Annotated in this window: 26 protein-coding genes and 2 pseudogenes; 17 read left to right on the top strand and 11 right to left on the bottom strand. The window is 51.0% G+C overall.

Annotated elements, in window-relative coordinates:
* The first annotated feature begins 73 nt into the window (after positions 1-73).
* Together ATG98_RS12295 and ATG98_RS12290 are read left to right on the top strand one after the other, a co-directional pair.
* Positions 74-310, top strand: a complete 237-nt coding sequence (locus tag ATG98_RS12295) for a type II toxin-antitoxin system Phd/YefM family antitoxin (RefSeq protein WP_098421352.1) — start codon at positions 74-76, stop codon at positions 308-310.
* Positions 310-732 carry a type II toxin-antitoxin system VapC family toxin gene (locus ATG98_RS12290; protein WP_098421351.1) on the top strand — a complete coding sequence of 141 codons (423 nt, stop codon included), beginning with the start codon at positions 310-312 and terminating at the stop codon, positions 730-732. The genes ATG98_RS12295 and ATG98_RS12290 overlap by 1 nt, the downstream gene beginning before the upstream one ends.
* A 109-nt stretch (positions 733-841) precedes the next feature.
* On the opposite strand, the gene ATG98_RS12285 is transcribed toward ATG98_RS12290, so the two are convergent.
* Together ATG98_RS12285 and ATG98_RS12280 are read right to left on the bottom strand one after the other, a co-directional pair.
* Positions 842-2,638, bottom strand: coding sequence for a DEAD/DEAH box helicase (locus ATG98_RS12285; RefSeq protein ID WP_098421350.1), 1,797 nt, complete (start codon positions 2,636-2,638; stop codon positions 842-844).
* 176 nt (positions 2,639-2,814) lie between these two features.
* Positions 2,815-3,522 (bottom strand): SDR family NAD(P)-dependent oxidoreductase, encoded by a 708-nt coding sequence (locus ATG98_RS12280; protein WP_098421349.1) that lies wholly within the window; start codon positions 3,520-3,522, stop codon positions 2,815-2,817.
* A 122-nt stretch (positions 3,523-3,644) separates the two neighbouring features.
* Here ATG98_RS12280 and ATG98_RS12275 point away from each other — a divergent pair, with 122 nt between their 5' ends.
* Positions 3,645-4,424, top strand: coding sequence for a cobalamin-binding protein (locus tag ATG98_RS12275; RefSeq protein ID WP_098421348.1), 780 nt, complete (start codon positions 3,645-3,647; stop codon positions 4,422-4,424).
* Between the two features lie 216 nt (positions 4,425-4,640).
* On the opposite strand, the gene ATG98_RS12270 is transcribed toward ATG98_RS12275, so the two are convergent.
* Complete coding sequence (locus tag ATG98_RS12270; RefSeq protein WP_098423294.1) at positions 4,641-5,186, bottom strand: PIN domain-containing protein; 546 nt, start codon at positions 5,184-5,186, stop codon at positions 4,641-4,643.
* A 699-nt stretch (positions 5,187-5,885) separates the two neighbouring features.
* Here ATG98_RS12270 and ATG98_RS12265 point away from each other — a divergent pair.
* Both ATG98_RS12265 and ATG98_RS12255 read left to right on the top strand, forming a co-directional pair.
* Positions 5,886-6,719, top strand: a complete 834-nt coding sequence (locus tag ATG98_RS12265; protein ID WP_218925860.1) for an FkbM family methyltransferase — start codon at positions 5,886-5,888, stop codon at positions 6,717-6,719.
* A gap of 314 nt (positions 6,720-7,033) precedes the next feature.
* The gene (locus ATG98_RS12255) at positions 7,034-7,414 is read left to right on the top strand and encodes a cupin domain-containing protein (protein WP_228706118.1); all 381 of its coding nucleotides are present in this window, start codon (positions 7,034-7,036) and stop codon (positions 7,412-7,414) included.
* Between the two features lie 76 nt (positions 7,415-7,490).
* Here the strand turns inward: ATG98_RS12255 and ATG98_RS12250 are convergent, their stop codons facing one another.
* A complete protein-coding gene (locus ATG98_RS12250) occupies positions 7,491-7,946 on the bottom strand; it encodes a metallophosphoesterase family protein (protein WP_098423292.1) in 456 nt (151 codons plus the stop codon).
* A gap of 41 nt (positions 7,947-7,987) precedes the next feature.
* Positions 7,988-8,467 carry an FKBP-type peptidyl-prolyl cis-trans isomerase gene (locus ATG98_RS12245; protein ID WP_098423290.1) on the bottom strand — a complete coding sequence of 160 codons (480 nt, stop codon included), beginning with the start codon at positions 8,465-8,467 and terminating at the stop codon, positions 7,988-7,990.
* 243 nt (positions 8,468-8,710) lie between these two features.
* On the opposite strand from ATG98_RS12245, the pseudogene ATG98_RS12240 reads away from it, so the two are divergent.
* From ATG98_RS12240 to ATG98_RS12225, 4 genes and pseudogenes are all read left to right on the top strand, one after another.
* Positions 8,711-8,989: pseudogene (locus tag ATG98_RS12240) on the top strand (type II toxin-antitoxin system RelE/ParE family toxin).
* Between the two features lie 14 nt (positions 8,990-9,003).
* Positions 9,004-9,240: a HigA family addiction module antitoxin gene (locus tag ATG98_RS12235; protein ID WP_098421344.1), complete on the top strand. Its 237-nt coding sequence runs from the start codon at positions 9,004-9,006 to the stop codon at positions 9,238-9,240.
* 359 nt (positions 9,241-9,599) lie between these two features.
* Entirely contained in the window at positions 9,600-10,349 is a 750-nt protein-coding gene (locus ATG98_RS12230; RefSeq protein WP_098418337.1) for an IS5 family transposase, read from the top strand.
* A 64-nt stretch (positions 10,350-10,413) separates the two neighbouring features.
* On the top strand, positions 10,414-11,772 hold the full coding sequence (locus tag ATG98_RS12225) for a hypothetical protein (RefSeq protein WP_228706117.1): 1,359 nt from the start codon (positions 10,414-10,416) through the stop codon (positions 11,770-11,772).
* Positions 11,773-11,983: 211 nt separating this feature from the next.
* Here the strand turns inward: ATG98_RS12225 and ATG98_RS12220 are convergent, their stop codons facing one another.
* Together ATG98_RS12220 and ATG98_RS12215 are read right to left on the bottom strand one after the other, a co-directional pair.
* Complete coding sequence (locus ATG98_RS12220; RefSeq protein WP_098423288.1) at positions 11,984-12,661, bottom strand: glutathione S-transferase; 678 nt, start codon at positions 12,659-12,661, stop codon at positions 11,984-11,986.
* A gap of 219 nt (positions 12,662-12,880) precedes the next feature.
* Positions 12,881-13,753, bottom strand: coding sequence for a DMT family transporter (locus tag ATG98_RS12215; protein WP_098421341.1), 873 nt, complete (start codon positions 13,751-13,753; stop codon positions 12,881-12,883).
* A 263-nt stretch (positions 13,754-14,016) separates the two neighbouring features.
* Between ATG98_RS12215 and ATG98_RS12210 the strand changes: the two genes are divergently transcribed.
* The 4 genes from ATG98_RS12210 to ATG98_RS12190 all read left to right on the top strand — a co-directional run bounded on the left by ATG98_RS12210 (position 14,017) and on the right by ATG98_RS12190 (position 18,162).
* Entirely contained in the window at positions 14,017-14,952 is a 936-nt protein-coding gene (locus ATG98_RS12210; protein WP_098421340.1) for a LysR family transcriptional regulator, read from the top strand.
* Between the two features lie 756 nt (positions 14,953-15,708).
* Positions 15,709-16,512 (top strand): DUF3750 domain-containing protein, encoded by an 804-nt coding sequence (locus ATG98_RS12200; protein ID WP_098421338.1) that lies wholly within the window; start codon positions 15,709-15,711, stop codon positions 16,510-16,512.
* 519 nt (positions 16,513-17,031) lie between these two features.
* The gene (locus tag ATG98_RS12195) at positions 17,032-17,511 is read left to right on the top strand and encodes a hypothetical protein (RefSeq protein WP_228706116.1); all 480 of its coding nucleotides are present in this window, start codon (positions 17,032-17,034) and stop codon (positions 17,509-17,511) included.
* A 36-nt stretch (positions 17,512-17,547) separates the two neighbouring features.
* Positions 17,548-18,162 carry a PEGA domain-containing protein gene (locus tag ATG98_RS12190; protein WP_098423284.1) on the top strand — a complete coding sequence of 205 codons (615 nt, stop codon included), beginning with the start codon at positions 17,548-17,550 and terminating at the stop codon, positions 18,160-18,162.
* 53 nt (positions 18,163-18,215) lie between these two features.
* Here the strand turns inward: ATG98_RS12190 and ATG98_RS12185 are convergent, their stop codons facing one another.
* Entirely contained in the window at positions 18,216-18,464 is a 249-nt protein-coding gene (locus ATG98_RS12185; RefSeq protein WP_267283860.1) for a metallophosphoesterase family protein, read from the bottom strand.
* Between ATG98_RS12185 and ATG98_RS22720 the strand changes: the two genes are divergently transcribed.
* The gene (locus ATG98_RS22720; RefSeq protein WP_267283836.1) at positions 18,369-18,584 is read left to right on the top strand and encodes a hypothetical protein; all 216 of its coding nucleotides are present in this window, start codon (positions 18,369-18,371) and stop codon (positions 18,582-18,584) included. The two genes, ATG98_RS12185 and ATG98_RS22720, sit on opposite strands and share 96 nt — an antisense overlap.
* A complete protein-coding gene (locus ATG98_RS12180) occupies positions 18,584-18,781 on the top strand; it encodes a hypothetical protein (RefSeq protein ID WP_228706115.1) in 198 nt (65 codons plus the stop codon). Before ATG98_RS22720 ends, ATG98_RS12180 begins: the two co-directional genes overlap by 1 nt.
* A gap of 262 nt (positions 18,782-19,043) precedes the next feature.
* Here ATG98_RS12180 and ATG98_RS12175 read toward each other — a convergent pair whose 3' ends face one another.
* Complete coding sequence (locus ATG98_RS12175) at positions 19,044-19,691, bottom strand: nucleotidyltransferase domain-containing protein (RefSeq protein ID WP_098424438.1); 648 nt, start codon at positions 19,689-19,691, stop codon at positions 19,044-19,046.
* A 254-nt stretch (positions 19,692-19,945) separates the two neighbouring features.
* On the opposite strand from ATG98_RS12175, the gene ATG98_RS12170 reads away from it, so the two are divergent.
* Positions 19,946-20,800: an ATP-grasp domain-containing protein gene (locus ATG98_RS12170; protein WP_098423280.1), complete on the top strand. Its 855-nt coding sequence runs from the start codon at positions 19,946-19,948 to the stop codon at positions 20,798-20,800.
* 88 nt (positions 20,801-20,888) lie between these two features.
* Here ATG98_RS12170 and ATG98_RS12165 read toward each other — a convergent pair whose 3' ends face one another.
* Positions 20,889-21,182: a HigA family addiction module antitoxin gene (locus ATG98_RS12165; protein WP_018403444.1), complete on the bottom strand. Its 294-nt coding sequence runs from the start codon at positions 21,180-21,182 to the stop codon at positions 20,889-20,891.
* A gap of 17 nt (positions 21,183-21,199) precedes the next feature.
* A pseudogene (locus ATG98_RS12160) lies at positions 21,200-21,313 on the bottom strand (type II toxin-antitoxin system RelE/ParE family toxin); the annotation flags it as partial.
* A 324-nt stretch (positions 21,314-21,637) separates the two neighbouring features.
* Between ATG98_RS12160 and ATG98_RS12155 the strand changes: the two are divergent.
* Positions 21,638-22,996: a hypothetical protein gene (locus ATG98_RS12155; protein ID WP_228706114.1), complete on the top strand. Its 1,359-nt coding sequence runs from the start codon at positions 21,638-21,640 to the stop codon at positions 22,994-22,996.
* Positions 22,997-23,041 lie beyond the last annotated feature (45 nt).

The raw sequence follows: 23,041 nt of genomic DNA, 5'->3' as shown, positions 1-23,041 counted from the left end.
CTTTATGGCGTTCAATTGCGAATCATCGCCAACAAAGTGTACACTCATTGTGTACTCAATCAAGGTGAACATCATGCAAACAATTAATGTCCGGGAGACTCGGGAACGGCTCTCCAATTTATTAGACGCTGTCGCCACTGGAGAAGAGATTATTATTCTCCGCCACGGCAAACCTGCTGCGCGCCTGGCGCCAATCCTGCCAGAAAAGATTCAGTTCTCGAACCGCTCAGAACTTAGAGCTTCACTACCGCCGGCCCTGGAAAGCTCAGCACACGTGGTGCGAGAACTCAGAGACGGCGAGCGCTACTGATGCTCTATTTCGACACCAGCGCCATACTGCCCTATTACCGCCAAGAACAGGCCAGTGATCGAGTCCAGGCTTTACTTCAGTCACAGACCAGACCGGTTCTGATTAGCCATCTTACAAAGGTAGAGGTTGTGAGCGCACTGGCCCGTTGGGTTCGCATGGGAGAGCTCAGCGATCCACAGGCAAATCGTATTGAAAGTGCGTTCCATGACGATGTCAGTCACGGACGTTTTTGCCTCTGCCCCATTGAAATTTCTCATTATCAACGAGCCCAACATTGGATCGGGACACGAAAAACGAGTCTCAGGACATTGGATGCACTGCATTTGGCCTGCGCAGAACACCACCAGGCTCGTCTAATCAGTGAGGATGACGCGCTTGTGACAGCAGCTGCATTTTTTGGCATCGACGCAAGCCTTGCGTGAATATTCGCCCAGCGTAAGCGAATTCTATTCAAGGCTATGTTGTGCCGGTCCATTGCGTGGCGTTCAGTCAGTACAAACTGGCGGACTTAACACGTAACAGGCTTAACACTTAATACGCCTTACGATAGTGACCCTGATAATCAAAGATCCGCTCCTGCACCTGCCAGTAGTGCTTTTGTTTGCGGGCAATGACAAAATCCGGTGCAGGCAACAAGGCTTGCACCTCAAGCACCTCTTCAATCCTGCTGAACGCTTGCGGGGCCTGGCCATTCGCTAAACGCCGTCCGAACAATTTGTTAAAGACGTTGCGCTGTGCCGGCTTGCTGAAATCGAAAGACTCGCTGAGCTCTTCCCCATCTTCACCGTGATAGGTGACTCTCAGCTTGCTTTCGTTTTTGCTGTCGGTTTTGACTTTATGAGCGCTTAAAGTGACCCCGGCGCAACGGATCACCATGGCATCTTTGAGTTTCAGGGCATCTCTTAGCTGATCATCCGGGTCGATAATGGCTTTTTTACACTGCTGGCAGTTACGGGCCGCGATATCATTCTCGGCACCGCAATGTGGGCACTCCTTGAAACGAAAACGGTAATCGCACTGTTCAGGGCGCCTGTTCTGCGCTGCAGGTTCATCCTCTTCAGCAGGCTCTAACAACCCCTGGCAACGGCGACCGTAGTGCTCGATAACATGGCCTTCACTGTCTGCTTTGCCCCAGAAGATATTGGCAAAACCGCAGCCCGGGCAGAATACCTGCACCGGCTCACAATCAGGGTTTGGTTTCTTCTCCCCCACTTCCGGGTGAAACAGATTGACGCTGTTGCCCGCGTAATCAATCACCAGACAATCCTGTTTACCCTCGTCCAGACGAAGACCGCGACCCACGATTTGCTGATACAGACTGACCGACTGGGTAGGGCGAAGAATGGCAATAAAGTCCACATGAGGCGCATCAAAGCCCGTGGTGAGTACGGACACATTCACCAGATACTTTAACTGCCGCTGTTTGAAGCGCTGAATCAGCGAATCCCGTTCATTCAGATCGGTGCCGCCGGTAATCAAGGCTGTCTGGTGTTCCGGCAGATAGCCGTTGATCTCCCGCGCATGATCCACCGTTGCAGCAAAAATCATCACCGCCTTACGCTTAACGGCCAGTTCCATCACCTGCTCAATAATGGCGCGAGTCACACGCTGATGTTTGCCCAGCAGCTGATTAACGTCTTTCTCGGCGTATTCGCCAAAGCGGTTTTGAGACAGCGCAGAGAAATCGTATTGCGCCACCGCCGCGTTAACCAGCTCAGGCCTGGTGAGATACCCCCGGCTAATCATATAGCTCAACGACAGTTCATAAATGCAATGCCCAAAGGGCTTATTCTGTTCATCGCTACCGCTGCGAACAAAGCCCCGGTAGTGATAGCGATAGATCCAGCCCATGCCCAGGCGATAGGGTGTGGCGGTTAGCCCGAGCACCTTCAGGGAGTCGTTCTGTTGCCGTAACAGCTCGATGATTACTTGATACTGACTGCTGTCATCACCACTGACCCGATGGCACTCATCGATAATGATCAATGAGTATTCATCTCTGAACTGATCCAGGTTAGCCGATACGGACTGCACGCTGGCGAAGGTCACCTGATGCTGATTTTCCTTACGCTTTAACCCGGCGGAGAAAACGCCGCCCGTTAACCCATAGCTCTGGTATTTGGCGTGATTCTGCTCAACAAGCTCTTTTACGTGGGTCAGCACCAGAATTTTACGTCGGGCAAGACGGGCCAACTCGGCAATGACCAGACTTTTACCCGCACCGGTCGGCAGCACAATAACCGCAGAATCATCCGATTTGCGAAAGTGTTTCAACGTGGCATCAACGGCTTCCTGCTGGTAAGGCCGCAGTTTAAAAGGAGCATTCATGTTGCAGCGCTTAATCGTTATCAGGATGGGAAGGCGGTCATACTAGCAAATACCGATGCCGTTACCTGCATCGGTTTGAAAGTAGGCGGGATAGACTGAAACGATCACACCAAAAGGGCAAGTCAGAGCCAAAACGCAAGGTTTGACCCTGAGCTCCCCCTTTCGCGAGAAGTGCATCAGAGGTTTTGAATGGTCGACATTCCGCCATCTACACCCAATATCTGTCCCGTAATCCAGGATGCCTTTTCACCAAGCAAAAATGCAGCGGCCTCAGAGGTGTCCTCGGGCTTTCCATACCTTTTTAGCGGGTGGCGTTGTTTTCCCGCTTCTTTCTTCGAATCATTGCTGAGCAAGCGCTCCGCCATTGGCGTATCGGTCAGTGAGAGCGCAATTCCGTTTACACGAATATTGGGTGCAAGCTCGGCACTCAATGCCCTTACCAGACCCTCTACTCCGCCTTTAGCGGCAGAAACCGACGCGTGAAAGGTGAGTCCTCTTTGTACCGCGACGGTACTCAAAAGAACAACCGCTGCATTTCCGGCTTTTTTCATCCCCGGCAGGCAAGCCTGAACGGTATTTACGGCGCCAATAACGTTTACAGTAAAATCCTCTATAAAATCTTTGTTGCTCAGTCGGTGAAAGGGTTTCAGATTAATGCTTCCACCCAAATACGCCACTCCGTGTATCTCTTCCGGCAAAAATGACCAATCTGCAGAATCGTCTGTCGCATCGATATCAGCGACCGTAATATTGCTGCTGCTTTTGAGCCGCGAAGTCGCACTCCGGGAAGCGATGTAAAGATGTACATTGGTTTTTTCCAGATTCTCTTTCAAGGCCTTACCGATCCCGGTTGTGCCGCCAATCAAAACAATATTTCTTGTCATTATTCCTCCAGCTTATCAATTTCTTTGAACGTAGTAAGTATCTACGCCATCGAAAAGACCCTGGCCCACCTCCCGGTTTTCTGCCCTGTTTGGGAATCCGGCGTACAAAGGAATATACAGCCATGAATTATCCCCAACGCATTACCTGCCTCACTGAAGAAACCACGGAAACACTCTACGCCATCGGCGCGGAGGATCGCATCGTTGGCATATCTGGATTCACGGTCAGGCCCGAGCGGGCCAGGAAGGAAAAGCCCAAGGTTTCCGCCTTCACCTCCGCCAAGATCGGGCGAATCCTGGAGCTGAAGCCGGACCTGGTCCTGGGGTTCTCGGACATGCAGGCGGATATCGCTGCCGAGCTGGTGCGGAATGGCGTGGCCGTACACATCTTTAATCAACGTACCGTGGCCGGGATTTTGTCCATGATCCGAACCCTTGGCGGCATGCTGGGCCTCTCCGCCAAGACAGACGCCTACGCCCATGAGCTGGCCGCCAGAGTTGAGCGAGTCCGGCGCGAAAAGGCGAGAACACATCGCCCGCGCGTCTACTTCGAAGAGTGGGGCGACCCCATGATCACCGGCATAGGCTGGGTATCGGAGCTGATTGGCATCGCGGGTGGCGAAGATATCTTTCCTGAAAAAGCAGCCGAACCCGGTGCGAAGGAACGCATCATCCAGAATCCCGAAGAGGTCGTGAACCGCAAGCCGGATATCATCATCGGCTCCTGGTGCGGACGTAAATTCCGCCCGGATCAAGTGGCCGGGCGATCCGGCTGGGAAGCTATCCCTGCCGTGGCGAACAACCACCTCTACGAGATTAAGTCACCCCTGATTCTTCAGCCCGGGCCAGCTGCGCTGACGGATGGGCTGGACGCGTTGTGTGAGATCATTGACCGGGTGTGACGATCTGGCCATTCCCTGGCTCCTTCCGTGCCGTGGTTCTAATTGAGGCCAGACAGACTGAGACGATTACAACGAAATGGCAAGGCAGGGGCAAAACGCAAGACCTGACCCCGGCACACTCCTAAGTACCAGAGCACCGCAACCAACGGCTGGAAAATGGGGTTAATGTCCATTTAACGGGCGCCCTTGTGGTACTTCTTTAACGGAGCCAAAAAGTCAGGCCAAGTATTCCACGCCTGAATCAGACAACTTCAGAAATTTAGCACTCACAAGCTGGTTAAGCTCTTTCTGAATCGCCATTTCATTGCCCTGAATCTTAAGCTGCGCGGCAATGTGGTTTCTTAGGCTGGCCACTTTCTGCGGCCGCTTTTCTTTCTGCATTGATGACAAATTTTTGATGAGCTTCTGAGGCTCGTCCGCAGCGCCGGTGATTTTGACCTGTTTACATGACCGTCCGTTCGTCTTGATGTGAGCAATCAGAGGCGAAAAACCGGTGTCATTGCTGATCACCTCGAACGCTACGGAGCTCTCTGCCTGCGCATCAAACTTGCCAAGGTAATAGGCGAGATGGAAATCCAGATTATTGGCCTGTGAGTCCTTCACTTGAACCACCACAAGGTTAATCGGCTTGTCGTATTTCGTGTCGGTGAAGTCTAGCCGGGGCTGCTTGGCACCGAGGAACACAATGACGCGCTCATAGCCGGAGAGATCAACCTTTCCCAGACTTCCAACGTTTTCGTAATCAATGAAGGCCCATTTCATATTTTAACGTCCTTTATTTTAGCGTCCTTTGTTTTAACGCATTGTGCCACGGCAACGTCGGAAACACAGTTCAAGAAAATCACCGACTTTCCTGCAAACCTCCACTATTCTGTTTGCAACGAACAGTGGTCACCGATCACCACTCGCGGCTGGAATGGCCTCGGTTGGATTTTTTACGCCAGCTCTTTATATATATGTTGATTCCTTGAGCCGACCAATCCCTAAACTAAAAAGGATCTGACGATGTCGCAATTCCAGATACGAAAAGACGATTTTCTAACGCAACGCCTGGTTCCTCTCGGCGCTAACGCAACCGACTCGCCACTGGCCCCGGGCAAATCAGGCTTGCCGTAGACAGCTTCTCTTTTACCGCGAACGGATTCCTCGGAGTCAGGTCTTGCGTTTTGCCTCTCAAATAATCCGACTTACGCGCCAATAATGCAGTCCAAAGAAATAGTTTTAATCAAAGAATGGTGATAATTGACCATCAGGCAACAGGCGTGGCATTCCCAGTTGACGGTCTCACACACTTCGTCGAAAACTGAAAAAACAGCGCTGTACCGATTTTCGGGTAGTCGGTTTTCCGATCAGCAATTACGAAATGTCCCATCATTGAATTCCGGTTATGGCCCGTGTCGTCCCGGTTATCTCACTTCGATACTGCTTGGTTAAGTCGGACAGGCTGCTAGACTGGGACTTATGAAACAACCTATTGCCGGCTATTATAAAGACCAAGAAAACCCTTGGGGCTTAAAGCAAAAGGAGATGACCTTGCGGGTTGCCATTACCGATCAACTTAAATGCGGCCTGGGACTTCTACGGTCCTTTGTCATCTATCGACGTCCCGGGCGCCAGAGAGCTTTACGCCGGCTCTACAGTGAATTCATCCGCCCCGGCGATCTGGTATTCGACATCGGCGCCCACCTGGGGGACCGCAGCTCCGCGTTTGCCGCGTTGGGGGCACGGGTGGTGGCGTTGGAGCCGCAGCCACGACTGCTGCGCTGGCTGCAGCGCCTGACCCGGCATCAACCCAAGATAGTGTGCCTGCCACTGGCGGCGGGGCGGGCCCCGGGCAAAGCCGAACTGGCGCTGAGCTTGCGTAATCCGACGGTGGCCTCACTGGACAGCCGCTGGCGCGAACACTTGCGCACAACCAGTCCCGGTTTCCAACATGTGCGCTGGGAAGACTCGGTCACCGTGACGGTCACCACGCTGGACGAGCTGATACGACAGTATGGCCAGCCCAGCTTCTGCAAGATTGATGTGGAAGGCTTTGAGGTGGAAGTGCTGGCGGGGCTGAACCAGCCACTGCCGGCACTGTCCTTTGAATTCGTGAACGGCACCCTGGATCAGGCATTGCGATGCCTTCAGGAGCTGGAGCGGTTGGGTCGGCACGAATTCAATGTTGTTGCCGGTGAGCAACGCCGTTTTATCTGGCCTTTATGGCAGGATCCTGAGTCACTCCGGCAATGGCTTAATGCAGGAGCTGACGGAATTGCCTCGGGGGATATTTATGCCCGGCTTGTCACCTGAGCCTCTGTGACCGCCCGGTAGAACCGATCACCACTACGATCAGGCCCAGGATCAGGCCCAGGATCAGATTGAATCCTACCTGCGGGCGTTCCAGCGATCAACCCTTCTGCGATGGCTCGCACGCAGGCACAGGCTTCACTCCCAAAAGCTTCCTGGCAGCAGAAGACGGCCACGCGTTCCTCTGTCAGTGCAAACGCACCAATGATGCCCCATACTGTGATGGTACCCATTCTCAATTCGACAAAGATCAGGTTGGCACGGAAGGACCCGGCTAGAATCCAAAGCTCCACACCGTGACCACGATTGGAGACAGAATGATGAAAGAAGCTCGTAAAACGACACTGCCCGTTGTTGAAATGGCAAAACAAAACGACGAGTTCCGTCAGGTCCTTTGGACAGGAAAAAACACTCAGCTGGTTCTGATGGCCATTCCGGAAAACGGTGAGATCGGTGGTGAAGTTCACGAAGGCCACGACCAATTGCTCTACTTTGTAGAGGGCGAGGGTGAAGCTACCATCGACGATGTCAAGGTTTCGGTGAAACCAGGCGACGTGAGCATCGTGCCGTCTGGAACATTCCACAATTTCCGCAACACCGGCAGTGGGATGCTCAAGCTTTACACAACTTACAGCCCACCCGAGCATGCGCCTGGAACCGAGCATGAAACCAAAGGTGAAGCAGATGCCGCGGAATGAATTTGAACGAAAAATAAACCGGTCCCAGTTTTCTTCTCCGCCGTTTTCCTAGAACTGAAGCAGCCGGCCGAATTGATCAAACCGGCAATTCGATGATTTCACCAGCTACACAGTCTTCGTTCACCTGCAGCCGCCCTACCGTGATCGGCAGAGTAAAGCGCCGGGGCCCGGCGCCACCCGGATTGAAGTAAAGCACGTCGCCGATCCACTCGTTACGGGGTTTGTGGGAATGGCCGGCGATCACCACGCGGTAACGACCTTGCGGATCGATGTCGAGGATTTTGACGTCGTGGAGCATGTAGAAAGCGTGGCCGAGGAATTCGAAATCCTGAACATCGGGAAGTTTTGCTGCGCGGCCTGTTTTGTCGATATTGCCGCGAATTGCAATCACGGGTGCAATCGCCTCCAGCGCTTCCAGAACCTCGTCGCGACCGACGTCACCGGCGTGAAGGATCAAGTCTGAGCCTTTCAATACCTCCAGAGCTTCTGGACGCATTTTACCGTGGGTGTCTGCGATGACGCCGATTTGCATGCTTCAGCCTTTTATCGGTTTTTTCTCGTGAAGATAATCCTTCAATGATGCCCACCCGGCCCATGGGCGTGGCCGTGGGCTATCTCTTCCGGACTGCCGGCGCGTACTTCGATGATGTCGACATCGAAAGTCAGGGTTTTACCGGCCATCGGATGGTTGTTGTCGATATCGGCAAACTTGAGGCCAACCTTAACGACGATCACATGGCGCTGGCCCTGCTCGGTTTTTACCTGCGCGATCATGCCCGGCTTCCAGCGTTTGGCACCGATCAAATGCTTGATCGGCACACGCTGTATGGAATCGGCTTTACGCGGGCCGTAGGCTTTTTCCGAAGTGATGGTGACACTGAAACTTTCGTCGGCGTCGCGACCTTGCAGGGCTTCTTCCAGGCCTCGGATAATGCCGCCGTGGCCATGCAGGTAGGCGTTCGGCTCGCCGCCACGGGAGTTTTCAACGACCTTGCCTTGTTCATCACTGACGCTGTAGTGAAACAAGACCACCTGATTCTTTTCGATTGGCATAGGATTCTCTGCGAAGGTTCAAAGTACGCCATTATAACCAGAGACGGTGCTGATTCCAGCGGGCGCTGCGGTCGACTGGCGATCTGGATAACAACAGGGTGGTTGAACCGGATTGATCCAAATTAAATGGTTACGCGCCCTTTCATTGCCACGTTAAGATTTAGGCCGCAGAGTTGATCAAGATTGTCTGCTCTGACACTTTTTTTCCTTTGCAAACCGTGACCCAATACATCACATTAAAACATGATCATAAGCTTCAAACACAAGGGACTTCGCCAGTTCTATGATACGGGTTCAACTCGTGGCATACGCGCCGATCATGCCAAGCGACTAGCTCGCATTCTGGCATTCATGGATCTAGCGACAGCCCCGGAAGATCTTGATATTCCCGGTTGGCGACTGCACCCACTCAAAGGCGAGATGGTGGGATTTTGGTCACTGACGGTAAGCGGCAACTAGCGGTTGATACTTCGCTTCAGCGGCCATGATGTTGAGCTGGTCGACTACCTCGACTATCACTGAACTGGAGGCAACTCATGACTATGTATCAACCCCCTCACCCAGGTGAAACATTGCGCGAAGACGTGCTCCCCGAGCTCAAACTTAGCGTTACCGAGCTGGCCCGCCGTCTTGGCATGGCGCGTGAGACGCTGTCACGCATAATGCATGGGCGCGCCCCAGTGAGCCCTGATCTCGCGGTTCGGCTTGAGCTGGCCGGCATCGGCAAAGCGCGTGTCTGGCTGGGCGCCCAGATGGATTACGATCTGTGGTAGGCACATCACCGCGCTCAGCCACCCATCGAGCGCTTCGCAGCGGTCATGTGATGCTTGCCCCAGCGTTACCCTGGCGGGTAACTTCCCAAACCTACCGCTACCAATAGTGGGGGTCGTCATTTCGGTCGCAGTAAGAATGCCGGTCACCCGGCACCCCGTCATATCGATCAAGCCAAGCTTCAACACTAATCAAAAAATGGATTTGTCCGGGCTGCTATTTTTAATAATTCCTTAACCGATAAACAGACACACCCCATCATCACTGCTAGGGGCTGTTGACGTTTTCGCATAAGGCATTGAATAAAATAGGTAAACTCGTAATATTAAGGTTCCTACACCACCAATAAAACGAGTTTGCCATGCCCCGATTCATGCTCAGTGATGAGCACTGGTCGAAGCTAAAAGGAATGATGCTTCAAGAAAATATTTATAACAAGCGCGACCTGCGGATGATGGTCGAAGGCATGTTTTATCGACTGCGAGTGGGTTGTCCGTGGCGAGATTTACCTTCTTGTTTCGGTCGATGGAACTCGGTGTATAAAAGATTCAATGAGTGGTCAAAAAAAGGAAAATGGTTGCTGCTGTTCAAAAACCTGGTCAGCGAACCGGATACTGAGTGGGAATTTATTGATGGAAGCTATGTGAAAGCCCATCAGCATAGCACGGGCGCAAGAGGTGCTGACTCGCAAGCTATCGGTAAAAGTCGCGCCGGAAATACAACAAAAATTCATTTGGCAGTCGATAGTTACGGCTTACCGATTGAGTTTACAGTAACGGGCGGCGAGATCCATGACAGCACGGCGGCAAGCGAATTAATTGAACCATTACCGCCGGCTAAAGCCGTGATAGCGGACAAAGGTTATGACAGTGAAAAGATTCGCGAACAGATTAGAAGCAGAGGTGCCATCGCCGTAATTCCAAGAAAGTCGAATTCGGTCATAGGTAATGCAGATATGGATTGGTCGTTATATCACCACCGTCATTTGGTGGAAAATGCGTTTGCACGCTTGAAACATTTTCGTGGGCTGGCGACGCGCTATGACAAATTGAAACGCAACTATGAGAGCGTCGTCGCCATGGCTTGTGGATTTTTATGGTTGCCGATGTAATGAAACGTCAACAGCCCCTAGTCTCCCTTAGCAAATTAAAATAAATCGAAGCATGGAGCTAGCTGTGACGACTCGTCCTGAATTCCTGTCTGGTGGTGAACCTGCCCGTCTTATCCCGATAACTGCAGACAGTGCCCGTGAACAAAAGTCTATATCCGTATTACTCGCAGGTATGCGCTCAGTGCTTGAACTTCGCCAAGCACTACTTAAATCCATTGGCACCCGTGTCGGAAGCAGCGCCACGTTAGAGACCTGGATTGAAGTGGTTTTTGCGAATGAAGATAAGAAGACCGCGCAACAAAAAGACCGACCAGACGGAATTCTGATTCTCCGTACTGGGAAGCGTGAATGGCGAGCGTTGATTGAGGCGAAAGTGGGGAACGAAACAATCGGCGAAGAACAGGTATCACGCTATCTACAACAAGCGAAGAACCACAAGCTGGACGCAGTTATTACCATCACCAATCAGTTCGCAGCACTCCCAACTCATCACCCGGTAAAACTTCCAAAAATCGCTACTCGCTCAGTCGCGCTTTATCACTGGTCCTGGGCATTTATTCGCACCCAGTGCCAACTCCTGCTCAAGAATAATGGTGTTGAAGACGTAGACCAAGTCTTCATCCTCGGTGAAATTCTCCGGTATTTCGAAAGTGACCGGTCTGGCATCAGTAACTTTGACCAGATGAATAGCGAGTGGAAAGATGTCGTCAACAAAGTAAAAAGCCATGCCTCACTTGCAAAATCCAGCGACGAGGTACAAAACACCATTGCAGCTTGGCATCAGGAACAGCGTGACCTTTGCCTTATCATGTCCAGGCTGACCGGCAGCAACGTTTCTCTAAAGCTCAAAAACAGCCATCGGACAGACGCAGCTGAGCGTGTAAAGGATGACGCAACGGATTTCTGCAAAGAACCCGTACTCAAATGCGCGTTAAGCATCATCAACGCTGCTGCTGATCTGGAGATACATGCAGACCTGCAGCGACGAATGATTTATTGCTCGATGAAACTCACAGCGCCGAAAGATAAAAAAAGCACAAAGGCCAGAGTCAATTGGCTGCTCCGGCAACTGAAACGCACTAACCCGGCTAATTTCTTTGTTCGGGCAACCAGACCCGGGAAAGCCGAGACAACATACCAGCCGTTGGGTGCCCTGCGGGAATCGCCTGAATTGCTAGAGTCCGAAACCTCCAATACCACCGCCACCAACCTGGAGGTGGTATACGAAGTAGATTTGGCAGCTAAGTTCAGCGGTCGAAAAATATTCATTGAAGAGCTGGAAAAAGCTGTGCCTCATTTCTATCATGAGGCTGGTCAATGGTTGAAGGCCTGGAGTCCGGCACCTCCGAAAATCTCTCAAGAGTCGGATGTTGAAGAAACTGAACAATCGGATGCAGCGGATCAGTCGGCGGCAAGTTCATAAAATAAGTCTGCCTCGATTTTCCTCTGTAAAATTCCCTCTGCGTCTGTGGCACTGAATCCCTTCAGTGCCTCGCAACGTTCCTCGGGGTCAGGTCTTGCGTTTTGCCCCTCGAACAATCCGGCTTACGCGAGAATAATGCAGACTGGGACGATTACAACGAAATGGCAAGGCAGGCGCAAAACGCAAGACCTAGCCCCGGCACGCTAATCTGTTAGGATCGAAACAGCGCCTGTCTGAAACGCGCTTCCTTTCTTTTCGCCCTTTCGATGTTGTGGGTGGAACAAAGCGGGATCGTTTGAAATACATGTAGTTTTTCGATAGCCCTCACATAAGCGTTGATATTTTGAAATTGTTTTTCCACGACAATATCGCCCAACATTCGTTGACTAAAAGACCACGCCACAGCGACGGTGATTCCAGCTTGCTCAATAGAGCCGTCTGTCGATGGTTTTGAGCTATCTATTTCGTACTCAAGTTCACGAAAAGCCGCCAAAAGTTGTGCGGTAATATGATCCACCCACGGTTCATATTGTTTGTCCAGTGGACGCATTTTTCTCTCGTAGATAATTTGAATAGCCTTTTCGCAGACTGCAAGAGCAAGTCCGATTGTTCGCACCGCACGCGCCTGTTTTAATGGCTCGTCTGGCATCAGGCGGCGCCCCGTATGGTTTTGTCGTTCGAAGTAATCGAGGATCAGGCTTGAGTTGAGCAGAACACCACCATCATCAAGAACAATTGTTGGCGCTTTTACGACAGGATTTATTTTTGCGAACTCGTCAAACGAATCAAATACTGAGATGGGCTTATGTCGGTATCGGATGCCGTAATACTCGAGAGAGATGGCAACGCGCCTGACATAAGGAGAGTCCAGTGTTCCTATCAAATCCATGGTTTCCACTCCTTTATAGGTCGAACGAAATATAAATGCTCACATGACCGAGTACGCGAAATAGGATCAGGTCATGAACTTTTAGGTAGGGCACGGACCTCCTAAGTGAGAGTGGAGAAGGGTGCTACCTTGGAGTTCACGAGAAATGCTATTGGCATTGCATGAACTGTTTCCACTTAACATTACAATGGCCAAGCTGCATTCGAGAATTTTCGGTTACTAGGCAATTTTTCGGTACGTTAATAATGAAGCGACCACCATAATTCCACCACCAAATGTCATGAGTGTTACCGGCGTGTCATATACCAAATAATCTAGGGTATAAGTGATTACTGGAACTAAGAAAAATAGAGCTGCAACCTTACTAGCCTTATCATTGTTGAGCATAAAAACCAGCAGCAGTATCGCACCCACTGAAACGACTAGAATCATCCAAATAGCCGAAAAGACAAACTGAAGACTTGGATTGACTTCGAAACTAAAAAGTAAAACTGCTATTGTAAATACAAATGAAGAAACACAATATTGAGCGAGCACTGAGCCAATAACGTTAACGTGTGTCCGCTTCTGCAAGATAGTGCCTATTGTCATTGCCAATACGGCCAAGAGCGCAGAAATAACTCCGGGTAGGGTAATTACATCGATTTTTCCTCCCCCGAGGATGGCTATTACCAGGCCAGTGAAGCCGAAAAGCAATACACAGTATCCCTTGACCCCGATTCGTTCAAAAGCAAGTAACGGCGTCAGTAATGGTTGACAGCCGAGAACGATGGCGAGCATCCCAGGGGAGAGCCCGTATGCGATTGAGCTAAAGAAAAATCCCTGATATAAAACCTGGAGAAATATACCCACAAGAACAATGTTGAGCCATGATTTCCAGGTCAGTAATTGGAAACTCCGAACTTCGCCCTTTTTGAATATCACCACCATTAAGATCATAACCAATAAAGCGCCCAACGACCTTACCAGGAGGAAGGAGAGAACAGAGGCTTCTTGGAGGCCCGCTTTAACGAAAATAGCACCACTACCCCACATTAATAGAAACAATAGCGGTGCCATACGAGCCAAATCTAATCGATTATTTTGCCACATGATTATTATGCTCAGTACCCTTGGGCAAATTCATCATATTCTTCATGGGTTTTAGGAAAACTGTTAAGCCACTCGATTTCTTCGCGAGAATGGACATTACGTAGGTCAAGCTTCCCAACGATGTAAGAGGACATTTGCTTTCTCCAAATTAGAACCGAGGTTTCAACTTAGCAATCATTGAATTACGATAGAAGCGAAAGAATTTGATAGGGGCCCATCAAGTAGCTCGATGGGATCGCGCCTCGTGACATGGGAGAAAGTAGATGGACCTCGATATCGATTGTTTGCGCAGCTTCATCACGGTATCCGAATTAAGTAGCTTTTCGAAGGCGGCTTTGCGCCGGCACCGCGTCCAGTCAGCTATCAGTTGGCAAATTAAGAAGCTTGAACAACAGGTAGGGACCTCACTTTTTCAGAGGCACAGCAAAGGCGTGAGTCTGACACGCGCTGGCAAGCTTTTTCTGAAAAGAGCTTGCCAGATTGTGGAAATAAACGAGATTGCCATAAGCGAATTGTCTGGGTTGGCTACAGAGCAAAAGGTCATAATAGGCACCAGCGACGCTTTTTTAGCTAGCTTTGTGCCGCACTTGCTCCGTTCCTGCCGAAAATCACTTCCAAGCCTATCGATAGAAGTCATATCAGGATATAGCGAGCAAATATGGCGCTCTTATTCTGCTGGGGAAATTGATATTGCGTTGACCCAGAACTGCCCTGGGACTATCTCCAGTAGACTATTGTTGTCCTCTCCTATGGTGTGGATTGCACCAAACGAGCATTTTTGCTGGGAAGCAGAGCAATTAAAAATAGCGTGTTTCACCACGGGATGCTCTGATCGTTCATTAATAACGAGCGCGTTGGACAATTTCGGATTGGAGTATGAAGTAGCTTTCTCAGCATCGTCTCTGGCAGGCGTACTCTCAGCAGTGGAGCATAGCTTTGCCATATCGGCCATCCCACACATTGCTTTAGGGGAAGGCGTATCCATCTTGGATAACATTGGCACTCTCCCTAAGTTGGGTAACGTAGATATTTCCGTAGCAGCCAAATACACAAATTCTGGCGATCCCATTAGAGCTGTCGAAAGTGCAATAATCGAATTTTTCGCTGAAAAGGATGAAAGTAAGCAGTTATCACCCCATTTGCAACGGGACTCAGAAGTCAACGCAAAGCCACCATGGCGGATTTCTGTTAGGGGGTAAACTCGGCGCATTCCCCCTAACCAGTCACTCAAGTTCGTTCCCGGCCTGACGGGCTGCCGCTTAGTTTCACGTTGAAGCTGTAAAAAAAGGTCAAGGACAAGCCGTGGTGCGAAATTGATCAATAAATGATCTAAAATAGTGCCTGTTCTTAAAATCTGGAGCACTTATTGTTGAAAGTACGCTCAGATTTTACATAAGAACGCGACCAAAAAACCCCAAACCAGGCCGGTTTTGACAGTACTAAGCAAACAGACAGGGAGCCGTTAAACTCCTCGGGGTCAGGTCTTGCGATTTGCCTCTCGAATAATCCGGCTTACGCGAGAATAATGCAGTCCAAAGAAATAGTTTCAATCAAAAGATGGTAGTGATTGCCCATCAGGCAGTGGGCGTGGCATTCCCGGTTGAAGGTTTCACACTTCGTCGAAAACTGACAAAAGGCGCGGCGGTTATCGTCAGATGCGAAAATCATTTCACGCCGATTTTCACGGGACAGACTGAGACGATTGCAACGAAATGGAAAGGCAGGGGTAAAACGCAAGACCCGGACCCCGGCACCTTGTTCAAGCGGCACTACCTTACCGGGAACAGGGATAGCCATAAACAAATACGGTCTGGGAGCTGGTTCCTGTTTGAGCCACCGGAAGCCCTAACAATAGCTGCCGGTAATGCTTCGCATTGATACTTGAGATTATATGGGACGTATATTAGCTGAGTTGTAATCACCAACCAATGCATGCAGTCCGAGGTAACCCTGGAATGATTAAACCCCTTCGATGGCTCGTCAGAACCACCGTATTTTTGTTGGTTCTGCTGGCCGGCCCCGCACTGATTACGGCCTGCAGTAGTCAGTCTGGCCAGAGCTGGCGTGACGCCGATCGCTCCAGCGCAGGCATTGCGCCACTACCCAGCCAGACGGAAGAAGCCATTGTGCAGGTTTATGGTGCCCGTGCTTATAATTGGCGCGGCAATTTTGCGGTCCATACCTGGATTGCGACCAAGGTGCGCGGGGCATCCACCTACGAAGTTCACGATGTCACTGGCTGGGGTTATAAGGCGGTGCGGTCACGCCCCGGTGAGCCGGATACCGCTTGGTATGGCAACCCGCCGATGTTGCTGGCAGATCTCCGTGGTGAGAAAGCGGACGCCGCCATCATCAATATCCGAACAGCTATCGACGCCTACCCCTTCGCGAATGAATACAACGCTTGGCCCGGGCCCAACAGTAATACCTTTGTAGCCTGGGTAATCCGGCAGGTACCCGAACTGAATGTTGCGCTGCCCAACATTGCCATCGGAAAAGACTATCTTGCTGACGGAGTATTTGCGAAAGCTCCCAGCGGTTCGGGCTACCAGTTCTCCCTCAATGGTTATTTCGGCCTTATGGCGAGTATCCGGGAAGGTGTTGAACTGAACATCCTCGGCCTCAACATTGGCATTGACCCGCTGGCTTTGGCCGTCAAATTGCCCGGGATCGGGCACATTGGCCTGCGCGACCCCTGGATGGATCGCTCAACGTGGCACAAAGCCCCGGTTATGGAGCAGGTTTCAGACGCCAATTGACGGGGGCAATATTAACCAGGCAGCAAGCGCCCGCAGTTAGCGATAGTTCCATAGTTCTTTGGGGCAAAACACAAGAGCTGACCCCAGAACCTCGCCGGTTTTCAAGTTACTCCACCGATGTGGAATCTCAGCTGATACCAGCTTAAAAGCATATTGAGTGCCGCGCTCCATATTACTCAAGCTGTGAATGACTGTCGCATTGCCGATTGCGATATATCCAGCAGCGATTTGAAAGTAAGTTTACCGCAAGCGATCAGAGAGTCACATTCCTGATCTGCTAGTAAACTCACGTCGCTATCCCAAGTGATATCACAAAATTTCACTCCATTTAGCGCCTTTATCAATAGCAAACTCATCAACGCTCAGCTACTATGTCGCGCTCTTAAAAGCTACATGTAATCAGCGAGAAATATACACATCAATCGAATAAGTAAAAAGGAATCTACTATGCGAAACGCAAAGGTTTTGGTAATACTGGCCGCGCTGCTCTATTTATCAGGGTGCGCTTCAGGAGCGAAAATGGAAAACATGGTCTATGACGGGCCAGTCGAGGCCTACGACACAGATCTTAACAACAATTTGAATGTGACCAACGTCTCCGGAGGCGAAGAAACAAACCCTGCCTGGACCTCCGAAATAGACAATGACGCCTTCGCTGGCGCTCTAAAGCAAAGCTTAAGAAAACAGGGGCTCCTGTCCGGCAACGGCCGCTACCAGCTTGAGGCTCTCCTGCTGGAAGTGGACCAACCCATTTTCGGGCTGGACTTCGAAGTGACAACAAACGTGAGGTACATCCTGACTGATCGCGAAAACAATGATGCGATCGTCATGAACGAAACCATTGTCGCCCCCTACACCGCTACGATTGGCGACGCCTTTGCGGCTATTAAGCGCTTAAGGCTGGCCAACGAGGGTGCTGGAAAAGCCAACATTATGAGCCTGCTAAAGAAACTCTCTGAACTGCATATCCAGCCCGGCGAAATATCCCTGAATCAATAATCCGCCTGACCGCCTGCTCCACAACAAGGAAGTATTATGAAGCACTTTGCATTATTCGCACTGGTCGCCGTCGCGTTTTTGTTCGCCGGTTGCGCATCAGTTGTTTCTGGAACTGACCAAAAGCTTACGTTCAACAGCGAGCCAGACGAGGCCACGATTACCGTTTCCGGTCGTGTGCTCGGTAAGACACCGCTTACTGTACCGGTGGATCGTGCGTCTAACCAATCCATTACATTTGAAAAGGAAGGCTACAAAACTTATACAGCTCAGCTGTCAACTTCGACCAATCCATGGTTTTTTGGCAACATCGTGTTGGGGGGCCTGCTGGGCTCGACTACAGATGGGGCTTCCGGTGCCATCCATGAGTTCTCACCGGACCAATACTTCGTAACACTAAATCCGGACACACCAACAGGGATCTCGACTTCCAAACCGCGACAGATAAAGGAAATCATCATTGCGTTCAGCGGTGAGCTTCGCCATCAACTCGCTACTGGCGGTGGTGAAAAACTGGATGCTCTTCTTCAGTTGCTCGATATCGACCTTTCAGAAAAAGACACCACCAGTCGGGCACTGAACCAGCTTGCGCTGTCAAATGAGAATGACCTTGAGCTGGCCAACACGATTATTGAGGTCTATGGCGTTCAGTGAGGGTTACCGTTGAAACGGGACACGGGTTGAACCAAAGCGGTGGGCCGAATGAATCAACCCGGCAGTTCGATGATTTTACCGGTCACACGGCATTTGCCCACCTGTAGCCGACCTACCATGATCGGTAGCGTAAAGTGACGGGGCCCAGCGCCACCAGGATTGAAGTAAAGCACGTCGCCGATCCACTCGTTACGGGGTTTGTGAGAATGGCCGGCGATTACCACGCGGCAACAGCTTTGCAGATCGATGCCGATCAGTTTGACGTCGTGGAGCATATAAAAATCGTGCCCGAAGAACTCCAGCTTCTGGACATCGGGAAGATTCGCAGCACGGCCGGTCTTATCGACATTGCCGCGAATCGAGCCCTCGAAGGCCAGGTCTTGCGTTTTGCCTCTGGAACAATCTGGCTTACGCGAGAATAATGCAGACTGCGACGATTATGGCGAGTATCCGGGAAGGTGTTGAACTGAACATCCTCGGCCTCAACATTGGTATTGACCCTCTGGCTTTGGCCGTCAAATTGCCCGGGATCGGGCACATTGGCCTGCGCGACCCCTGGATGGATCGCTCAACGTGGCACAAAGCCCCGGTTATGGAGCAGGTTTCAGGTGCCAATTGACGGGGGCAACATTAACAAAGCATCAAGCGCCCGATCAATACCACCCCACAACGCCACATCGCCGTGAATCATGGGCAGTCGCGCAGGCTTGTCTTTTCGAGCCATGAAGAAAAGCGTTCAATGTTCACCAGGACATTGGCATCCGCAAGTCAGTCGACGAGCTGTCACCGCCACAGTAATACTGACCCACCAGCGCCAACTGAAAATTGACCCACCTGAGGCAAAATAGCCGCCTAATAACATGATCAGGGCGTCTACCGCCTCATGGTGGAGTTTGTGTATACGAACCAGGTTCTCCAGTGCTTCTGCATTCATTAATGCCCCCTTTCAACAATTTGTACTGTCCTCCCAGGACTTTTCTCAAAAAAGGGTTTTTGTTGGCTCGACGTTTCTTAAACTCTTCTTGCTTGTAGAGGGTTGGGTTGATGGTGCGGGAAAGCTTGATCTCTGCTGGCCCTAACGCTTCAAAGACCTCCTCCAGGGTGAGGGAATCCGATACCAACATGAGGTCGATATCGCTATTGGCATGATCGGTTCTCTTCGCCACCGACCCATAAATCAGGGCCAGATCGATTTTATCGCTAATCGAATTGAGAGCGTCCTCAACCTGTTGTTCTGGGCCGAGTAGCTTGGAGGCAAGAGAAGACAACTCCGGAAAAACGGGCGAGTCCGGATTGGCCCTATATCGTTTCTGGCGCCCCTGCAGCTTCACTTGCACCAGGCCGCTGTCCACCAGACGCAACAGTTCCCGCTGCACAGCCCCCGAACCTGCTTCCGCCTGCTCGATAAGTTCTTTGACCGAAAAGTCCCTTTCCTGGCGTGCAAAGAACAGTCGCAGTACCTTTTGGCGGGTTTGTGAGAACAGGGCATCCGCTAACCCAGTGCGGTTCGATCTTGTTACTGCTGGCATGTTAACGGCGCCCCTAAAACCCATTTTGGGTAATTTTATACCCAAAATGGGTATCTTGAAACGGCTGCGGTATCATTATCGCAGAGAACATCAAGCACGAGGACCGTAAGCACTACTGTACAATGCGCATGAGCGGCAATTGCAAAGCAAAATTCGTAAGCGCCCGCTTTGCGGAAAGCTCCTCGCGCGACCCTGCGCAACCCCTTGCTAGGCAAGCACGGGGACCTTTGCCTCAGCCAGCCGGATACTAATCAATGTCTATTTTAATTCTCACAGATATCCCAGAATGGGTTCGCCCCCTCGTTGACCTTTTAGAATCGAGGGGCATCAAAGTACAAGTCACTGATGATCCGGAGGAGATCGTAGCGAATGGGTTAATCGTCAACCGCGTATCCGCCCTTCTTGCTGAGCGGGATAAGGCTCGGGCGGATCGGATCACCCATTCTTTGCGAACCTGGGAGGCCGAGGGTAGATCTGTGATCAACGGATCACTCTGCTTCCAAATCGGCTACAGTAAGTTGGCTCAAGCCAAGCTTTTTACCGAGTGCGGAGTGCGTACGCCGCAAACGTACCCCGCCGTTCCCGGCGGACGCGCCATACATGGGCAGGCTGTCCTTCTCAAGCCACCTGCAGGTGGTTTTGGGCGAGGGATTCGGGCGCTTGAAGACGGCGAACCCGCCCCGGATGGACTTTTCAGTCGAGAAGAAGGCTGGATTGAGCAAGAGATGCTAACCGCCGCAGACGGCTGCGTCCACCGGATCGAAGTCCTCGGCTCCGACATCCTTTACGAAGCCCGCTCACCGATTCAAGCTGACGAGTTCAACTACTGCCTGGCTCTCCCGGAATCGGATGTTACCCTCTTGCCTCCTCGCGAAATTGCCCCGAAGGTGACCGAGTCAGTCAAAAAAATTCTACGGGCCGCAAGGATGGAGCTCGGCGCAGTCGAGTACCTTCTGGACGAAAAGGACAATCCCGTTTTCATCGACCTGAACCCAGTTTCCAGCTTTCATCCCGGAGCGACAGCCGTACTTGGTCGCGATCCCCTCGACGCCACCGCCTCCTATTTGATTCATAGATCTGAGAGTCTTAAAAAAAAGGGTCAAAGGTAGGCCTAGAAACAAGTTCCTCGGAGTCAGGTCGGTCCTTAAATCCAGAAACAAAAAGCGGTGCGCTTTTTTTTTCTGGTTGGCAGCCTGGTTAAGCCGCCTCGAAGTCCAAGGGATGAATGTCATCCAGGTTAAGCGTATTCCGCGCCACCGAGAGATCATAGATATCCTGCATCGCCAACCAACTTTCCGGTGTGCGACCAAGAACCTTTGATAACCGCAATGCCATCTCCGGACTAATGCCACTATCGCCTTTTAGCAACCGAGACAGGGTTGAAGGCGAAACCCTCAAGCTTAAAGCTAGCTGGCGAGAACTTATGCCGAAAGGCTCCAAATATACCTCCCGGATAAAGTCACCGGGATGCGGCGGATTATGCATAGTCATTAGTGATAAACCTCATAATCAAGGGCGGCAAGTTGCATACGCAGCTTCTTGGCATGGTCGGCTTGTATCCCTGCCGTGCTGCCAGTTGAGTAGAACCGTTTCAGTCCCTTGTGACGGAATGATTTAATCATGGTGGAATTCTAGCATGTTGCGCATCACGCAACAATAGTGCAACGGTTAAGCCCTCAACGAGGTTTGAGGATACCAATCAGGATTACTGGCAGAACCGCCGGGCAGACTGAGACGATTACAACGAAAGGACAAGGCAGGGGCAAAACGCAAGACCTGGCCCCAGCGCCTCATATCAATCAAACCAAGTTTCAACGCTAATCAAAAAATGAATCTATCCCGGCTTCTATTTTTAATAATTCCTTAACCGATAAACAGACACACCCCATCATCACTGCTAGTCTTCCTTAGCGAATTGAAATAAATCGAAGCATGGAGCTAGCGCTGTGACGACTCGTCCTGAATTCCTGTCTGGTGGTGAACCTGCCCGTCTTATCCCGATAACTGCAGACAGTGCCCGTGAACAAAAGTCTATATCCGTATTACTCGCAGGTATGCGCTCCGTGCTTGAACTTCGCCAAGCACTGCTAAAATCTATTGGCACCCGTGTCGGAAGCAGCGCCACGTTAGAGGCCTGGACTGAGGTGGTTTTTGCGAATGAAGACAAGAAGACCGCGCAACAAAAAGACCGACCAGACGGAATTCTGATTCTCCGTACCGGGAAGCGTGAATGGCGAGCATTGATTGAGGCGAAAGTAGGGAACGAAACAATCGGCGAAGAACAGGTATCACGCTATCTACAACAAGCGAAGAACCACAAGCTGGACGCAGTCATTACCATCACCAATCAGTTCGCAGCACTCCCAACTCATCACCCGGTAAAACTTCCAAAAATCGCCACTCGCTCAGTCGCGCTTTATCACTGGTCCTGGGCATTTATCCGCACCCAGTGCCAACTCCTGCTCAAGAATAACGATGTTGAAGACGTAGACCAAGTCTTCATCCTCAGTGAAATTCTCCGGTATTTCGAAAGTGACCGGTCTGGCATCAGTAACTTTGACCAGATGAATAGCGAGTGGAAAGATGTCGTCAACAAAGTGAAAAGCCATGCTTCACTTGCAAAATCCAGTGACGAGGTACAAAACACCATTGCAGCCTGGCATCAGGAACAGCGGGACCTTTGCCTAATCATGTCTAGGCTGACCGGCAGCAACGTTTCTCTAAAGCTCAAAAACAGCCATCGGACAGACGCAGCGGAGCGTGTCAAAGATGACGCGACGGATTTCTGCAAAGAACCTGTACTCAAATGTGCGTTAAGCATCATCAACGCCGCTGCTGATCTGGAAATACACGCAGACCTGCAGCGACGAATGATTTATTGCTCCATGAAACTCACAGCGCCGAAAGATAAAAAAAGCACAAAGGCCAGAGTCAATTGGCTGCTCCGGCAACTGAAACGCACTAGCCCGGCTAATTTCTTTGTTCGGGCAACAAGACCCGGGAAAGCCGAGACAACATACCAGCCGTTGAGTGCCCTGCGGGAATCGCCTGAATTGCTAGAGTCCGAAACCTCCAATACCACCGCCACCAATCTGGAGGTGGTATACGAAGTAGATTTGGCAGGTAAGTTCAGCGGTCGAAAGATATTCATTGAAGAACTGGAAAAAGCTGTCCCTCATTTCTATCATGAGGCTGGTCAATGGTTGAAGGCCTGGAGTCCGGCACCTCCGAAAATCTCTCAAGAGTCGGATGTTGAAGAAACTGAACAATCGGATGCAGCGGACCAGTCAGCGGAAAGTTCGTAAAATAAGTCTGCCTCGATTTTCCTCTGTAACATTCCCTCTGCGTCT

The organism is Marinobacter sp. LV10R520-4, from assembly GCF_002563815.1.
Lineage (GTDB): Bacteria > Pseudomonadota > Gammaproteobacteria > Pseudomonadales > Oleiphilaceae > Marinobacter.
The sequence above is the reverse complement of the archived record's forward strand: the minus strand, read 5'-3'. Positions and strand labels throughout refer to the sequence as shown.

What these genes read in the sequence shown, in the direction of transcription:
- ATG98_RS12295 (WP_098421352.1), top strand. Translation starts at nt 74, where the DNA reads ATGCAAACAATTAATGTCCGGGAGACTCGGGAACGGCTCTCCAATTTA.
- ATG98_RS12290 (WP_098421351.1), top strand. Translation starts at nt 310, where the DNA reads ATGCTCTATTTCGACACCAGCGCCATACTGCCCTATTACCGCCAAGAA.
- ATG98_RS12285 (WP_098421350.1), bottom strand. Translation starts at nt 2,638, where the DNA reads ATGAATGCTCCTTTTAAACTGCGGCCTTACCAGCAGGAAGCCGTTGAT.
- ATG98_RS12280 (WP_098421349.1), bottom strand. Translation starts at nt 3,522, where the DNA reads ATGACAAGAAATATTGTTTTGATTGGCGGCACAACCGGGATCGGTAAG.
- ATG98_RS12275 (WP_098421348.1), top strand. Translation starts at nt 3,645, where the DNA reads ATGAATTATCCCCAACGCATTACCTGCCTCACTGAAGAAACCACGGAA.
- ATG98_RS12270 (WP_098423294.1), bottom strand. Translation starts at nt 5,186, where the DNA reads ATGAAATGGGCCTTCATTGATTACGAAAACGTTGGAAGTCTGGGAAAG.
- ATG98_RS12265 (WP_218925860.1), top strand. Translation starts at nt 5,886, where the DNA reads ATGAAACAACCTATTGCCGGCTATTATAAAGACCAAGAAAACCCTTGG.
- ATG98_RS12255 (WP_228706118.1), top strand. Translation starts at nt 7,034, where the DNA reads ATGATGAAAGAAGCTCGTAAAACGACACTGCCCGTTGTTGAAATGGCA.
- ATG98_RS12250 (WP_098423292.1), bottom strand. Translation starts at nt 7,946, where the DNA reads ATGCAAATCGGCGTCATCGCAGACACCCACGGTAAAATGCGTCCAGAA.
- ATG98_RS12245 (WP_098423290.1), bottom strand. Translation starts at nt 8,467, where the DNA reads ATGCCAATCGAAAAGAATCAGGTGGTCTTGTTTCACTACAGCGTCAGT.
- ATG98_RS12235 (WP_098421344.1), top strand. Translation starts at nt 9,004, where the DNA reads ATGACTATGTATCAACCCCCTCACCCAGGTGAAACATTGCGCGAAGAC.
- ATG98_RS12230 (WP_098418337.1), top strand. Translation starts at nt 9,600, where the DNA reads ATGCCCCGATTCATGCTCAGTGATGAGCACTGGTCGAAGCTAAAAGGA.
- ATG98_RS12220 (WP_098423288.1), bottom strand. Translation starts at nt 12,661, where the DNA reads ATGGATTTGATAGGAACACTGGACTCTCCTTATGTCAGGCGCGTTGCC.
- ATG98_RS12215 (WP_098421341.1), bottom strand. Translation starts at nt 13,753, where the DNA reads ATGTGGCAAAATAATCGATTAGATTTGGCTCGTATGGCACCGCTATTG.
- ATG98_RS12210 (WP_098421340.1), top strand. Translation starts at nt 14,017, where the DNA reads ATGGACCTCGATATCGATTGTTTGCGCAGCTTCATCACGGTATCCGAA.
- ATG98_RS12200 (WP_098421338.1), top strand. Translation starts at nt 15,709, where the DNA reads ATGATTAAACCCCTTCGATGGCTCGTCAGAACCACCGTATTTTTGTTG.
- ATG98_RS12195 (WP_228706116.1), top strand. Translation starts at nt 17,032, where the DNA reads ATGGAAAACATGGTCTATGACGGGCCAGTCGAGGCCTACGACACAGAT.
- ATG98_RS12190 (WP_098423284.1), top strand. Translation starts at nt 17,548, where the DNA reads ATGAAGCACTTTGCATTATTCGCACTGGTCGCCGTCGCGTTTTTGTTC.
- ATG98_RS22720 (WP_267283836.1), top strand. Translation starts at nt 18,369, where the DNA reads ATGGCCGGCGATTACCACGCGGCAACAGCTTTGCAGATCGATGCCGAT.
- ATG98_RS12180 (WP_228706115.1), top strand. Translation starts at nt 18,584, where the DNA reads ATGCAGACTGCGACGATTATGGCGAGTATCCGGGAAGGTGTTGAACTG.
- ATG98_RS12175 (WP_098424438.1), bottom strand. Translation starts at nt 19,691, where the DNA reads ATGCCAGCAGTAACAAGATCGAACCGCACTGGGTTAGCGGATGCCCTG.
- ATG98_RS12170 (WP_098423280.1), top strand. Translation starts at nt 19,946, where the DNA reads ATGTCTATTTTAATTCTCACAGATATCCCAGAATGGGTTCGCCCCCTC.
- ATG98_RS12165 (WP_018403444.1), bottom strand. Translation starts at nt 21,182, where the DNA reads ATGACTATGCATAATCCGCCGCATCCCGGTGACTTTATCCGGGAGGTA.